We start from the raw sequence: 14,002 nt of genomic DNA, 5'->3' as shown, positions 1-14,002 counted from the left end.
CGAATTACAAACGCATCGGCATAACGACGTACGCAGAGTCATCGTTGTCAGCTTCTTGGACCAAAGCACTGCTGTTGGAATCAGAGAGAATCAAACGCACTTGATCAGTGGTCATTACGCCCAATACATCCAGCAGGTAACTCACGTTGAAGCCGATTTCCAGAGCGCTGCCTTCGTACTCAACTGCAGTTTCTTCTTCCGCTTCTTCTTGCTCTGGGTTATTCGCTTGAATTTTCAACAATCCAGCGGCCAATTGCAGACGGATCCCGCGGTACTTCTCGTTGGACAAGATCGCCGTACGGCTGAACGCTTCACGCAGCCCCTGACGATCGGCGACCACAATCTTGTCACCTCCACGGGGCAATACGCGCTCGTAATCTGGGAACTTGCCATCTACCAGCTTAGAGGTGAAGGTGAATTCACCCGTAGTTGCACGAATATGGTGTTGACCGAGCACAATGCTGACGATGCCGTCTTGTTCGGTCAGCAGACGCGCCAATTCAAGAATACCTTTACGTGGAACGATCACTTGGTGGCGTTCAACATTCTCGATTTCAGCCTGCATCGAGCACATTGCCAAGCGGTGACCGTCAGTGGCTACGGCGCGCAGGATGCCTGTTTGTACTTCAAGCAACATGCCGTTGAGGTAATAACGAACGTCTTGCTGGGCCATGGCAAAACTGGTGCGCTCGATCAAACGGCGCAATTTGCTTTGAACCAGATCAAACGTAAGTGAGCCTGGGCCTTCTTCAACGGTCGGGAAATCATTGGCAGGCAACGTAGATAAACTGAAGCGGCTACGCCCAGCTTTAACCAGCAGCTTTTGTTCGTCGACACGAATATCGATCATGGTGTCGCTGGGTAAGCTTTTGCAAATATCCATCAGCTTGCGCGCAGGCACGGTAATTTCACCTGGCTCAGCAGCATCTTCCAATGTTACTCGGCCAACCAGTTCTACCTCGAGATCTGTACCGGTCAGCGAGAGTTGCTGGCCTTCAACTACTAACAGCACATTCGAGAGAACCGGCAAGGTCTGGCGGCGTTCCACGACGCCTGCGACCAGTTGCAGAGGTTTCAACAGGGCTTCGCGTTGAATTGTGAAATGCATGGTCTAGTCCCTTGCCTTGTGAAGTTGCGTATTAAGTTGTCAGTGTGCGCAACAGGTTTTTGTAGTCCTCGCGGATATCCGCGTCGGATTCCCTAAGTTCAGCAATCTTACGGCATGCGTGCAACACTGTGGTGTGATCGCGACCGCCAAAGGCATCACCAATTTCAGGCAGGCTGTGGTTGGTCAATTCCTTGGACAAAGCCATAGCCACCTGACGTGGACGCGCAATGGAACGCGAACGACGTTTTGACAACAGATCAGAAATTTTGATCTTGTAGTACTCAGCTGCCGTACGCTGAATATTATCAATGCTTACCAGCTTGTCTTGTAGCGCCAGCAAATCTTTTAGCGATTCACGAATAAGCTCAATCGTAATGTCACGCCCCATAAAGTGCGAGTGCGCAATAACCCGCTTCAGCGCACCTTCCAACTCTCGCACATTGGAACGAATTCGCTGGGCGATAAAGAAAGCAGCATCGTGGGGCAAATCTACTTTGGCTTGATCAGCCTTTTTCATCAAGATCGCAACGCGGGTTTCCAGCTCCGGCGGCTCAACGGCCACCGTCAGACCCCAACCAAAACGTGATTTCAAACGCTCTTCAAGGCCTTCGATTTCTTTCGGGTAACGGTCACTGGTGAGAATGACCTGTTGGCCACCTTCAAGTAAGGCGTTGAAAGTATGGAAGAATTCTTCTTGAGAACGCTCTTTCTTGGCGAAAAACTGAATGTCATCGATAAGCAACGCATCAACAGAACGATAGAAGCGCTTGAACTCATTGATTGCATTGAGCTGCAGGGCTTTGACCATGTCAGCAACAAATCGCTCGGAATGCAGGTACACAACCTTGGCGTTGGGATTCTTTTGCAGAAGATGGTTACCCACAGCGTGCATAAGGTGGGTTTTACCCAAACCAACACCGCCATACAAAAACAAAGGGTTGTACCCGTGCTTAGGGTTGTCTGCCACTTGCCAGGCTGCAGCACGGGCTAACTGGTTGGATTTACCTTCGACGAAGTTATCAAAGGTAAAGGTGCGGTTAAGGTAGCTGGTGTGCTTGAGCGCACCCTCGACCTGCACTGCACGTTCAGTGCGCGGTGGTTGTGCAGCAGGCGTAGTGTTCGCCGAACCATCAAAGCGAGAACGCTCAGGGTTAACCTGTGGCTCAACCGGCGGTGCTGAGTTCAACTGCGCAGGCGCCACAGGGGCCGGTGCAACAGCTGCCTGCGTCGGTGTAGTGACCGCACGGGGTTTAGAGCTGCGCTTACTGCCTATTAATAAGGAAAGCGCAGGCACTAACCCCTCGGAACGCTCAGAAAGCAATTCAAGCAGGCGGGTGACGTATTTATCGTTGACCCAATCGAGCACAAAACGGTTGGGCGCGTAGACACGAAGCTCGTCGCCCTCGGCTTCGACCTGCAATGGACGAATCCAGGTGTTGAATTGTTGAGCAGGCAGCTCATCGCGTAGAAGTTCTACACATTGCTGCCAAAGTTCCACAGACACTGACATCCCCTAAGATCAAAAGGCGGTGAGGCAAAATCAGCCGCTATTGTAGCCGTCAGCAGCTGAGTTATCCACACGTAAAAATGCCAGTGGCTATATAAAATCAATGTCTTAATGAGGAAAATAACCGAAGAGCCGCAAAACAAAAAACCTGTGGATAACTACTTGTCAGCTCTTGGGATAAACCTGAGCATAACCGCTAGACAACCTTGCTTGTGGATAAAACCACCTTTCATCCTCAGCTTATGCCCCGCCTCCACACAGTTGGAGCACCGTTTCTCGACAAGCTTGTCATCCGCCGAGAACCACAGGACAATGGCCCTTGAAGCAGTTATCCACAGACAAATGGCTGCCTAATCATTACAGACATAACTAAAGATCTTTAAATAATCTCTTCTCTTTATTTATCTCTAAGCAAAAGAAGTGAAAGACTTGCTGGTTGGAAATTGACCTATCCCTCGGGTTTCTCTACAATCGCCGGTCTCTTAAAACGGGGGCCATTCCGGCCCGTTGTCGATCAACCAGGTAACACACCATGAAACGCACTTTCCAACCAAGCACCATCAAACGCGCTCGCACCCATGGCTTCCGTGCTCGCATGGCTACCAAGAACGGCCGTGCTGTCCTGTCGCGTCGCCGCGCCAAGGGCCGTGCTCGTCTCGCCGTTTAATTTTTCTGTCTTGTGGTGAGTCGAGGCTTCAGCCGGGATAAGCGTTTGCTAACCCCCCGGCAATTCAAGGCAGTCTTCGACTCCCCTAGCGGTAAAGTTCCGGGTAGAAATGTCCTGCTGCTTGCGCGCAACAACGACCTTGATCATCCCCGTTTGGGCTTGGTGATCGGTAAAAAGAGCGTAAAGCTCTCGGTTGAGCGCAATCGCCTTAAACGCCAGATCCGCGAAACATTCCGCCAGAGTCAGGACAACCTGACCGGTTGGGATATCGTGGTTGTGGCGCGTAAAGGTCTGGGCGATCTAGAGAATGTTGAACTTGCTCAGCAATTCAACAAACTCTGGAAACGTCTTGCTCGCAGCAAACCCAGCCCTGAAGTAGCCGTCCCTTCTGGGGTGAGTGACAAACCGAATGCGTAAGCTGGCTCTAGCTCCAATCCAGTTTTACCGTTATGCCATCAGCCCACTGATGGCGAGTCATTGTCGCTTTTATCCAAGCTGCTCTTGCTACGCGTATGAGGCCATTGAACAACATGGCGTCATACGTGGCGGCTGGCTGACCATGCGTCGGCTAGGTCGCTGCCACCCATGGAATCCCGGCGGCTACGATCCGGTTCCTCCTGCGAATAAATCCCGTACCTCTTCGATGGCCGAATAATCATGGATATCAAACGCTCGATCCTGATCGTCGCCCTGGCAGTCGTGTCCTATACGATGGTTCTTAAGTGGAACCAAGACTATGGCCAAGCTGACTACCCGACTCAGAATACGACAGTAACTTCCAACAGCTCCGCTGATCTGCCCGATACTCCTGTCGCTGAAAATACCAGTGCCAGTGATATCCCATCTGCCGCCAATAATGAACAACTCAAGCCTGACACCACTCAGATTGCCAAAGGCAAGGATCTGATTCGGGTAAAGACTGATGTTCTGAATCTGGCGATTGATCCAAGTGGCGGTGATGTGGTGCAACTGACGTTGCCCCAGTATCCACGTCGGCAAGATCGTCCTGATGTGCCGTTCCAATTGTTCGATAACGGCAATGAGCGGACTTATTTGGCGCAAAGCGGCCTGATCGGCAGCAATGCACCCGATTCTTCCGGTGGTCGTGCATTGTGGAGCAGTGCCCAGAAGAACTACGAATTGGCTGATGGCCAGGACCAATTGGTGGTTGACCTCACGCTTAGCCAAGGCGGCGTCAATTACATCAAGCGTTACACCTTCAAGCGCGGCTTGAATCCTGAGTGCTCCGCTAAAGAGCAAATGCTCAAGAAGCCAGGCTGTATCGATCCGTCGTCGTATAAGGTTGATGTTAAATACCTGATCGACAACCAGAGCGGTGCAGCGTGGAGCGGCAACATGTTTGCCCAGCTCAAGCGCGATAACAGCGATGATCCGTCGAAGACAACAGCGACTAGCACTGCGACCTATCTAGGCGCTGCAATGTCGACGCCTGATTCAACCTATCAAAAAGTGTCGATGAAAGACATCGACAAGAAGCCCGTTAAAGAAACTGTAAACGGTGGCTGGATTGCATGGCTGCAGCACTACTTCGTCACTGCTTGGGTGCCGGATCAGAGCGAAAGCAACGTTATTCAGACACGTAAAGACAGCCAGGGTAACTACATCATCGGTTACACCAGCCCCGCCGTAAGCGTAGCTGCGGGTAGCACAGGTGAAATCGGCGCCACCTTGTACGCAGGCCCGAAGATCCAGAAATACTTGGGCACCCTCTCACCAGGTCTGGAATTGACCGTCGACTACGGCATTCTGTGGTTTATCGCTCAACCTATCTTCTGGTTGTTGCAACATATCCACAGCATCCTGGGTAACTGGGGCTGGTCAATTATTATTCTGACCTGCTGCATCAAGGCCTTGTTCTTCCCGCTGTCAGCTGCCAGCTACAAGTCGATGGCACGCATGCGTGCAGTGGCGCCGAAAATGGCTCTTTTAAAAGAGCAGTTTGGCGACGACCGTCAAAAAATGTCCCAGGGCATGATGGAGCTGTACAAGAAAGAGAAGATCAACCCCTTGGGTGGTTGCTTACCAATCCTGGTTCAGATGCCTGTTTTTCTGGCGCTCTACTGGGTATTGCTGGAAAGCGTGGAAATGCGCCAGGCCCCGTGGATGTTCTGGATTACTGACCTGTCGATTAAAGACCCGTTCTTTATTCTACCGATCATCATGGGCGCCTCGATGTTCATTCAGCAGCAGTTGAACCCAACGCCGCCGGACCCGATGCAAGCGAAAGTGATGAAAATGATGCCAATCATCTTCACCTTCTTCTTCCTGTGGTTCCCTGCAGGTCTGGTTATGTACTGGGTTGTGAACAACTGCTTGTCGATCGCGCAGCAGTGGTACATTACACGTAAGATTGAAGCTGCAACCAAAGCGGCTGAAGCCAAATAGCCAAGCGCTTTTGACTCGGCTGTAAACAAAACGCCCCTCTTTAGGGGCGTTTTGCTATGTTGCCTGTGAACAAAATTTCGGAGAATAAAATGCTCGTAGCCGGTGAAACCATTGCTGCAGTCGCCACCGCCCAAGGCCGTGGTGGCGTCGGCATAGTGCGGGTATCCGGTCCATTGGCCGCGGCCATGGCGCAAGCATTCTGCCAACGTGAGTTAAAGCCGCGCTATGCCCATTACGGTCCATTCTTCAGCGACGGTGATGAGGTGCTTGATGAAGGCTTAGCGTTGTACTTTCCGGGGCCAAACTCCTTCACAGGCGAAGATGTGCTCGAACTACAAGGGCACGGTGGCCCTGTGGTGCTTGATCTGTTGCTACGCCGTTGTGTGCAGTTAGGTGCTCGATTAGCCAGGCCAGGCGAGTTCAGCGAGCGCGCATTCCTCAACGATAAGCTCGATTTGGCCCAGGCTGAAGCCATTGCCGACCTGATTGAAGCCAGCTCTGAACAAGCGGCACGCAATGCCTTGCGCTCGCTGCAGGGTGAGTTTTCACGCCGGGTCCATGGGTTGACCGAGCGCTTAATCAGCCTGCGTATTTACGTTGAAGCGGCGATCGACTTTCCCGAAGAAGAAATAGACTTCCTTGCTGATGGCCACGTTCTGCGTCTGCTTGAAGAGGTTCGCGACGATTTGCTCAGTGTGGTTCGAGAAGCCGGGCAAGGCGCATTGTTGCGCGACGGCATGACGGTGGTGATTGCCGGTCGTCCAAATGCTGGTAAATCGAGTTTGCTCAATGCGTTAGCCGGCCGCGAAGCGGCTATCGTCACCGAAATTGCCGGCACCACACGTGACGTACTGCGCGAACATATCCACATAGATGGCATGCCGCTGCATGTCGTCGACACAGCAGGACTTCGCGACACCGACGACCATGTTGAAAAAATCGGGGTGGAACGGGCACTAAAGGCCATCTCAGAAGCTGACCGGATCTTATTGGTTGTGGATGCAACAGCCCCAGAAGCAACTGATCCGTTTTTGTTATGGCCTGAGTTTCTCGACATGCGTCCAGACCCGGCCAACGTCACCTTGATCCGCAACAAAGCTGACCTGAGTAACGAGCAGGTAGTGCTTGAAGTGAGCAACGATGGCCATGTAACCATCAGCCTGTCTGCGAAGTCGACAGAAGGTCTGGATCTACTGCGCGAGCATCTAAAAGCCTGCATGGGCTATGAACAAACCTCCGAAAGCAGCTTTAGTGCTCGGCGCAGGCATCTGGATGCACTTCATCAAGCCCAAGTGCATCTCGATCATGGTTATGCACAGCTGACCCTAGCAGGCGCAGGTGAGCTATTGGCAGAAGACTTACGCCACGCCCAGCAGGCTTTGGGTGAAATTACCGGGGCATTCAGTTCTGATGATTTGCTCGGGCGAATTTTCTCCAGCTTTTGTATTGGTAAATAGACCCCATCAAAGTTTAGTTATCCACAGATGAAGTACTTTGCTGCAGGTGAGCGATAAAGGCTTGGGCCAACGTATCGCCCTCATGCAAAGGCTGGGTAATCAACGAGAATCGGCGGCGTAATTCAAGAGGCGTTTGCAGGATAACCAAATCCCCTGCGGCGACCTGATCGGCAATGGATAAACCTGACAAGCAACCAATTCCGAGACCCGCTTTAACCGATTGCTTGATTGCCTCTTGGCGATTCAACGCCAGCGCCAGTTTTACCTGGCCTGAGACCTGCTGCACCGCCGCGTCAAATACGGCCCGGGTTCCCGATCCAGGTTCGCGCAGCACCCAGCGTTGCTCACAGATTTGTTCGGCAGACAACTTACCCACAGCCGCCAGGGGATGATCAGGCCGGCAAAACACCTGCAGTTGATCTTCGCACCAAGGCGTTATGCACAACTGGCTGTGTAAAGCCGGGCCTTCTATCAAGCCTAAATGCACTTGGCCCTTCTCAACCGCGCTTATCACCGCTTCGGTATTACTGATGCGAACATCGGGGTCGACCTGATCGTGCGTGTGGATAAAACTGCTGAGCAGTTTCGGCAGTAGATAGCTGGCGATTGTCAGGCTGGCAGCAACCCGCAAGGTACCGCTAATCGCGCCACCGGGGCTGTGGATAAGATTATCGACGGTCTGCAGGATCAGTCCGACTTTAGGTAAAGCAGCACGGCCTGCATCGGTAATCAGTAAATCACGGCCAATGCGATGGAACAACGGATAGCCAAGTCCGGACTCAAGCTCGCGCAATGCCTGGCTCGCCGCCGACTGGCTAATGGCTTGATCATCGGCGGCCGCCGTTAAACGGCCGAGGCGCGCGGTGGCTTCGAAGATTTTGAGTTGCCTTAAACTTATGCTCATTGTTCGGTTTTACTTATACACAGGATAAGAATAATGCGTTTTTATTAACATTACCCGTGCCTGAGTATGTCGTCCATAGCCACCGTTATGGATAGATGTAAATCCCATGCGCACAATTATCGTTCTCCCCGTTATAGCCGTAAGCGCCTTGCTACTTGCGCAGATCCCAGCGGTCAGCCAATTGGGCCTGAGTGCTTTGCCACTGGCTATCGTTCTCGGCGCTGTTTATGGACATTTCAATCTCGCTGAGCCGAGCCAGCGGGAAAAGTTATTCACAAGGTTCTGCCAGCAACGATTGCTGCGCACCGGCATCATCCTGTTTGGCTTCAGTTTGAGTTTTCAACAGATAGTCCAGGTGGGCTGGCAAGCCGTTGTGCTCGATATCATGGTCACCAGCAGTATCTTGCTGCTAGGCACATGGTTGGGGATAAAACTGTTTGGCCTGCCTCGCGATCTGGCGGTATTGATTTCAGCCGGCAGCGCTATTTGCGGTGCAGCAGCTGTATTGGCCAGTGAACCAGTACTTAAGGCTAAACAACAATACGTGACCATTGCCGTTGCGACTGTGGTGCTGTTCGGCACCCTGGCCATGTTTATGTATCCACTGATATTTCACTTCAGCGGCATGACTGAACACAACTTCGGCATCTATATCGGCAGTACCGTGCATGAGGTGGCTCAGGCCGTTGCGGCAGGCGACTCAGTGGGTGGTGAGGCGTTGCAGTCGGCAGTGGTCGTTAAGCTGATCAGGGTAATGCTGCTGGCACCTTTCATCCTTATTCTCAGCAGCCTGCTATTTCGCGATGAGCAGGCCCTAGGCCAAAGCAAAGCCAAAATCACCGTGCCTTGGTTTGTCTTCGGTTTTATCGCGGCTGCCTGCATCAACAGCTGGGCTGCATTGCCAAGCCAGGTTATTCACAGCCTGCAACTCCTCAGCCAATTGACGCTCGCCATGGCCATGGCTGCGCTTGGTAGCCAGACCCAATGGCGCGTTATCAAGCAGGCGGGCTTCAAACCAATGTTATTAGCCGCCAGCTTGTTTATCGTTTTGATTCTCGGTGGTTTTTACCTGAATGGATTGATCATCCCGCAATAGAAGGTGCATCTGGCGGGGCTTGTAGAGTTCCATCCACAGAATGATCGGCTGTGCATAAACCCTGTGGAAAACCATACCTGAGCCCAGTCTATAACCCGGTGATAAACCTGAGCATAAACCGCCCTGTGGATAACACCCTGTTTCATCCACAGTTTAATGACGGCTATCTGACAGTTTCAAAGCAGGCTTTTCACAGAAGTGTACATCGCTGTACAGCACGTGATTATTGGCCTGCATAGATCTATCCACAGATAATGGCTCCTTACTTTATAAACATAAAAATAAAGATCTTTAAAAATTCTTTCTTTTTTATCTTTATTAACCGACCTCTCTCTTTCCCTTCGCACAGGAGCCCCACAGAGCACAGGTAAAGAACGAACCAATTGGCTATTTTTTGTGCAAAAGACTTCTTTACCCAAGGCTAACTGCCTATACTTATCGGCTAGCTAGCTTTTCTGTGCCCGACACACCCTTGGTGCTGGTATCAAAAGCCCCACATTTGCAAACAAACATGAGGTGCGTGGTGGATTTCCCTTCCCGTTTTCAGGTGATCGTTATCGGCGGTGGTCATGCCGGCACCGAAGCTGCGCTCGCAGCTGCACGCATGGGTGTAAAAACTCTGCTGCTGACCCACAACGTGGAAACACTCGGTCAGATGAGTTGCAACCCCGCCATCGGTGGGATTGGTAAGAGCCATCTGGTTAAGGAAATCGACGCACTCGGCGGCGCCATGGCTGAAGCCACGGACAAAGGTGGTATTCAATTTCGTGTGCTTAACGGGCGTAAAGGCCCGGCAGTGCGGGCGACAAGGGCACAAGCAGATCGCGTGTTGTACAAAGCCGCTATTCGCGAAACCTTGGAAAACCAAGAAAATCTGTGGATATTTCAACAAGCCGCAGATGACCTGATCGTCGAGAACGATGAAGTCAAAGGTGTAGTGACACAAATGGGTTTGCGCATACTCGCAGACTCAGTGGTACTTACCACTGGCACCTTCCTGGGTGGACTTATCCACATCGGCCTGCAGAATTATTCCGGTGGCCGAGCTGGCGATCCACCTTCGATCGCCTTGGCTCAACGCTTGCGTGAGTTGCCCTTGCGTGTGGGTCGGCTTAAAACCGGCACACCACCACGCATCGATGGTCGCTCGGTTGATTTCTCGGTGATGACTGAGCAACCGGGCGACACCCCGATTCCAGTGATGTCGTTTATGGGCTCGAAAGATCAGCATCCGCAGCAAGTGAGCTGCTGGATCACCCATACCAATGCACGCACTCACGAAATCATCGCCGCCAACCTTGATCGCTCGCCCATGTACTCGGGTGTGATCGAAGGGGTAGGCCCGCGTTACTGCCCATCTATCGAAGACAAGATTCATCGCTTCGCCGACAAGCAAAGCCATCAGATATTTATCGAACCTGAAGGTCTCAATACCCACGAGTTGTATCCCAATGGGATTTCCACATCCTTGCCATTCGATGTGCAAATTCAGATTGTCCGCTCAATTGTCGGCATGGAAAACGCTCACATCGTGCGGCCGGGCTACGCCATCGAATATGACTACTTCGATCCGCGTGATTTGAAATACAGCCTTGAAACCAAAGTGATTGCCGGGCTGTTTTTTGCAGGGCAGATCAACGGCACCACCGGTTACGAAGAGGCGGCTGCGCAAGGTCTGCTTGCCGGTGCGAACGCAGCGCTGCGTGCTCAAGGCAAAGACGCCTGGTGCCCACGCCGGGACGAGGCGTACATCGGTGTGTTAGTCGACGACCTGATTACCCTGGGTACTCAAGAGCCTTATCGCATGTTTACTTCGCGAGCGGAGTACCGCTTGATTCTGCGTGAAGACAACGCCGACCTGCGTCTGACTGAAAAAGGCCGCGAACTGGGCTTGGTCAATGATCAACGCTGGGCAGCGTTTGAAACCAAGCGCGAGGCCATTGCTCAAGAAGAACAACGCTTGAAAAGCACTTGGGTACGGCCAAACACTGCGCAAGGCGAGGCTATTGCCACACGTTTTGGAACGCCTCTGAACCACGAATACAATTTGCTCAACTTGCTCTCGCGCCCGGAGATTGATTATCTCGGGTTGGTCGAAGTCACCGGTGGTGGCGCGCTAGATCCACAGGTTGCTGAGCAAGTTGAGATCAAAACCAAATACGCCGGTTACATAGACCGCCAGCAAGATGAAATCGCTCGCCTGCGTGCCAGCGAAGACGTCAAATTGCCTGCGGATATCGACTATTCGACGATTTCCGGCCTGTCCAAAGAGATCCAGCACAAGCTGGGTGATTCACGGCCCGAAACCCTGGGTCAGGCATCACGAATTCCAGGTGTCACGCCAGCGGCCATTTCGCTGTTGATGATTAACCTTAAAAAACGCGGAGCCGGTAAGCAGTTGGAGCAGAGCGCTTGATGTCAGGTGGATCGTCGTTGGTGACCGAGGGTCACGCCGCAGAATTGGCCCGGGGCGCCCGTGAGCTCGGTGTAGAAGTATCAAGCGAACAGCAAGCGCAACTCATGGCGTACTTGGCTTTGTTGATCAAGTGGAACAAGGCCTACAACCTGACTGCAGTGCGTAACCCGGATGAAATGGTGTCGCGGCACCTGCTTGACAGCTTGAGCGTGGCTGCTTACGTCGCCGAATCTGGGGATAACTGGCTGGATGTGGGCAGTGGCGGTGGTATGCCGGGTATACCCTTGGCCATACTGTTCCCCGGCAAGCAATTTACCCTGCTCGATTCGAACGGTAAGAAAACCCGTTTTCTGACCCAGGTAAAACTTGAGCTCAAGTTGCCTAACCTGCAAGTTATCCACAGCCGGGTTGAAGGCTTTACCCCGGAGCAACCGTTCAGCGGAATTTGCTCGCGGGCCTTTAGCTCGCTGAAAGATTTTTCTGACTGGACTCGTCACCTTGGTGATACCGAAACCCAGTGGTTGGCCATGAAAGGTGTCCATCCGGATGATGAGCTGCAACAATTGCCAGCAGATTTTACGCTGGTTAAAACGCATGTTCTCAAGGTTCCCGGTTGCCAAGGCCAGCGGCATCTGTTGATACTGCGTCGCTCGGTCTAAGGGGAACGCAGCATGGCAAAAGTATTCGCGATAGCTAACCAGAAAGGCGGCGTGGGCAAGACCACCACCTGCGTGAATCTGGCGGCCTCACTGGTTGCAACCAAGCGCCGGGTGCTGTTGATCGACTTGGATCCGCAGGGCAACGCAACCATGGGTAGCGGTGTGGATAAACACGGCTTGGAACACTCGATATACGATGTGTTGATCGGCGAGAGCAATTTAGGCGAGGCCATGCAGTTCTCCGAGCATGGCGGTTACCAACTGCTGCCGGCCAACCGCGACCTCACCGCCGCCGAAGTTGGCTTGTTGGAAATGCAAATGAAGGAGAGCCGCCTGCTAAATGCACTGGCGCCGATCCGCGAGAATTACGATTACATTCTGATTGATTGCCCGCCATCGCTGTCGATGCTCACGGTTAACGCCCTGGTCGCCTCAGATGGTGTAATCATTCCGATGCAGTGTGAGTACTATGCGCTAGAGGGCCTGAGTGATCTGGTTAACAGCATTCAGCGGATCGCCAAGTTACTCAACCCTGCACTGAAAATTGAAGGCCTGCTGCGCACCATGTATGACCCGCGCATCAGCCTGACCAATGATGTTTCTGCGCAACTAAAGGAACATTTTGGCGACCTGCTTTACCAAACTGTGATCCCACGCAATGTGCGTTTAGCCGAAGCTCCAAGTTATGGCATGCCTGCGTTGGTCTATGACAAGCAATCGCGGGGTGCCATCGCTTACTTGGCACTGGCCGGTGAATTGGTTCGCCGTCAGCGTTCACGCGCCCGAACAGTTACTGCATAAGGAATTTCTGCATGGCCGCCAAGAAACGAGGGCTAGGACGAGGCTTGGATGCACTGCTGGGTGGCACCAGTGTCGACGCATTGCAGGAAGAAGCGACCAAGGTCGATAGCCGCGAATTGCAGTATTTGCCTCTGGATCTGATTCAGCGCGGTAAATACCAGCCGCGCCGGGATATGGACCCTACTGCACTTGAAGAACTTGCCCAGTCGATTAAATCCCACGGGGTGATGCAACCCATTGTGGTGCGTCCGGTTGCCAAGGGTAAGTTTGAAATTGTTGCCGGTGAGCGGCGTTGGCGTGCCAGTCAGCAAGCTGGCCTCGACACCATTCCGGCTATGGTGCGTGAACTGGCCGATGAAGCGGCCATTGCCATGGCGCTGATCGAAAACATTCAGCGTGAAGACCTCAATCCAATTGAAGAGGCCATGGCCCTGCAACGCCTGCAGCAAGAATTCCAACTGACTCAGCAACAAGTGGCGGAGGCTGTGGGTAAGTCGCGGGTGACCATCACCAACCTGCTGCGCTTAATTGCCTTGCCGGAAGAGATCAAAACCCTGCTTTCCCATGGCGACCTGGAAATGGGCCATGCCCGTGCACTGCTCGGTTTACCCGCTGAGCAACAGGTTGAAGGGGCGCGACATGTTGTCGCACGTGGTCTCACTGTGCGCCAAACTGAAGCATTGGTACGTCAGTGGCTGAGCAGCAAAGAACAACCCAAAGCAGTCGCCAAAGTTGACCCGGATATCAGCCGCCTTGAGCAACGCCTCGCTGAGCGGCTGGGCTCCCCGGTGCAAATCAAGCATGGGCACAAGGGCAAAGGCCAGTTAGTTATCCGTTACAGCTCGCTCGATGAGCTGCAAGGTGTGCTCGCCCACATTCGCTGAAACAATTGAAAATGTAGCACTAGTCGGAAATCACTACCTGACAGTTGAATGGGGGCGCTTGCGCCCCTATACTCTGCGCGCATTTCGACGGCACAAA

13 protein-coding genes are annotated in these 14,002 nt (G+C 52.8%); 10 read left to right on the top strand and 3 right to left on the bottom strand.

Features of this window, described 5'->3' with window-relative positions:
• Positions 1 to 4: 4 nt before the first annotated feature.
• A complete protein-coding gene (gene dnaN / locus AACY09_RS15055) occupies positions 5 to 1,108 on the bottom strand; it encodes a DNA polymerase III subunit beta (RefSeq protein ID WP_339489143.1) in 1,104 nt (367 codons plus the stop codon).
• 31 nt (positions 1,109 to 1,139) lie between these two features.
• Positions 1,140 to 2,612, bottom strand: a complete 1,473-nt coding sequence (dnaA, locus tag AACY09_RS15050) for a chromosomal replication initiator protein DnaA (protein ID WP_339489141.1) — start codon at positions 2,610 to 2,612, stop codon at positions 1,140 to 1,142.
• A gap of 535 nt (positions 2,613 to 3,147) precedes the next feature.
• Here dnaA and rpmH point away from each other — a divergent pair.
• The 5 genes from rpmH to mnmE all read left to right on the top strand — a co-directional run bounded on the left by rpmH (position 3,148) and on the right by mnmE (position 7,145).
• Positions 3,148 to 3,282, top strand: a complete 135-nt coding sequence (gene rpmH, locus AACY09_RS15045; protein ID WP_003213577.1) for a 50S ribosomal protein L34 — start codon at positions 3,148 to 3,150, stop codon at positions 3,280 to 3,282.
• Between the two features lie 15 nt (positions 3,283 to 3,297).
• Positions 3,298 to 3,699 carry a ribonuclease P protein component gene (gene rnpA, locus AACY09_RS15040; protein WP_339489139.1) on the top strand — a complete coding sequence of 134 codons (402 nt, stop codon included), beginning with the start codon at positions 3,298 to 3,300 and terminating at the stop codon, positions 3,697 to 3,699.
• Complete coding sequence (gene yidD / locus AACY09_RS15035) at positions 3,692 to 3,937, top strand: membrane protein insertion efficiency factor YidD (protein ID WP_339489137.1); 246 nt, start codon at positions 3,692 to 3,694, stop codon at positions 3,935 to 3,937. Before rnpA ends, yidD begins: the two co-directional genes overlap by 8 nt.
• A 2-nt stretch (positions 3,938 to 3,939) precedes the next feature.
• Positions 3,940 to 5,688, top strand: coding sequence for a membrane protein insertase YidC (gene yidC, locus AACY09_RS15030; protein ID WP_339489135.1), 1,749 nt, complete (start codon positions 3,940 to 3,942; stop codon positions 5,686 to 5,688).
• 89 nt (positions 5,689 to 5,777) lie between these two features.
• A complete protein-coding gene (gene mnmE, locus AACY09_RS15025) occupies positions 5,778 to 7,145 on the top strand; it encodes a tRNA uridine-5-carboxymethylaminomethyl(34) synthesis GTPase MnmE (RefSeq protein WP_339489133.1) in 1,368 nt (455 codons plus the stop codon).
• Between the two features lie 13 nt (positions 7,146 to 7,158).
• On the opposite strand, the gene AACY09_RS15020 is transcribed toward mnmE, so the two are convergent.
• The gene (locus tag AACY09_RS15020) at positions 7,159 to 8,049 is read right to left on the bottom strand and encodes a LysR family transcriptional regulator (protein ID WP_339489132.1); all 891 of its coding nucleotides are present in this window, start codon (positions 8,047 to 8,049) and stop codon (positions 7,159 to 7,161) included.
• 106 nt (positions 8,050 to 8,155) lie between these two features.
• On the opposite strand from AACY09_RS15020, the gene AACY09_RS15015 reads away from it, so the two are divergent.
• The 5 genes from AACY09_RS15015 (at position 8,156) to AACY09_RS14995 (ending at position 13,905) form a co-directional block, all read left to right on the top strand.
• Entirely contained in the window at positions 8,156 to 9,145 is a 990-nt protein-coding gene (locus AACY09_RS15015) for a YeiH family protein (RefSeq protein ID WP_339489130.1), read from the top strand.
• Between the two features lie 523 nt (positions 9,146 to 9,668).
• Positions 9,669 to 11,561: a tRNA uridine-5-carboxymethylaminomethyl(34) synthesis enzyme MnmG gene (gene mnmG / locus AACY09_RS15010; RefSeq protein ID WP_339489128.1), complete on the top strand. Its 1,893-nt coding sequence runs from the start codon at positions 9,669 to 9,671 to the stop codon at positions 11,559 to 11,561.
• Positions 11,561 to 12,220 (top strand): 16S rRNA (guanine(527)-N(7))-methyltransferase RsmG, encoded by a 660-nt coding sequence (gene rsmG / locus AACY09_RS15005; RefSeq protein ID WP_339489127.1) that lies wholly within the window; start codon positions 11,561 to 11,563, stop codon positions 12,218 to 12,220. The genes mnmG and rsmG overlap by 1 nt, the downstream gene beginning before the upstream one ends.
• A gap of 12 nt (positions 12,221 to 12,232) precedes the next feature.
• Positions 12,233 to 13,021: a ParA family protein gene (locus AACY09_RS15000; RefSeq protein WP_339489125.1), complete on the top strand. Its 789-nt coding sequence runs from the start codon at positions 12,233 to 12,235 to the stop codon at positions 13,019 to 13,021.
• Between the two features lie 11 nt (positions 13,022 to 13,032).
• Positions 13,033 to 13,905: a ParB/RepB/Spo0J family partition protein gene (locus AACY09_RS14995; RefSeq protein WP_339489123.1), complete on the top strand. Its 873-nt coding sequence runs from the start codon at positions 13,033 to 13,035 to the stop codon at positions 13,903 to 13,905.
• Positions 13,906 to 14,002 lie beyond the last annotated feature (97 nt).

Origin of the sequence: Pseudomonas sp. EL_65y_Pfl2_R95, from assembly GCF_963971045.1 — a bacterium.
In the GTDB taxonomy this organism is placed as follows: domain Bacteria; phylum Pseudomonadota; class Gammaproteobacteria; order Pseudomonadales; family Pseudomonadaceae; genus Aquipseudomonas.
This window is presented reverse-complemented; position numbering and strand designations above follow the sequence as displayed.

Coding starts and splice junctions, on each gene's coding strand:
- dnaN (WP_339489143.1), bottom strand. CDS start 1,108: ATGCATTTCACAATTCAACGCGAAGCCCTGTTGAAACCTCTGCAACTG.
- rpmH (WP_003213577.1), top strand. CDS start 3,148: ATGAAACGCACTTTCCAACCAAGCACCATCAAACGCGCTCGCACCCAT.
- yidD (WP_339489137.1), top strand. CDS start 3,692: ATGCGTAAGCTGGCTCTAGCTCCAATCCAGTTTTACCGTTATGCCATC.
- yidC (WP_339489135.1), top strand. CDS start 3,940: ATGGATATCAAACGCTCGATCCTGATCGTCGCCCTGGCAGTCGTGTCC.
- mnmE (WP_339489133.1), top strand. CDS start 5,778: ATGCTCGTAGCCGGTGAAACCATTGCTGCAGTCGCCACCGCCCAAGGC.
- AACY09_RS15020 (WP_339489132.1), bottom strand. CDS start 8,049: ATGAGCATAAGTTTAAGGCAACTCAAAATCTTCGAAGCCACCGCGCGC.
- AACY09_RS15015 (WP_339489130.1), top strand. CDS start 8,156: ATGCGCACAATTATCGTTCTCCCCGTTATAGCCGTAAGCGCCTTGCTA.
- rsmG (WP_339489127.1), top strand. CDS start 11,561: ATGTCAGGTGGATCGTCGTTGGTGACCGAGGGTCACGCCGCAGAATTG.
- AACY09_RS15000 (WP_339489125.1), top strand. CDS start 12,233: ATGGCAAAAGTATTCGCGATAGCTAACCAGAAAGGCGGCGTGGGCAAG.
- AACY09_RS14995 (WP_339489123.1), top strand. CDS start 13,033: ATGGCCGCCAAGAAACGAGGGCTAGGACGAGGCTTGGATGCACTGCTG.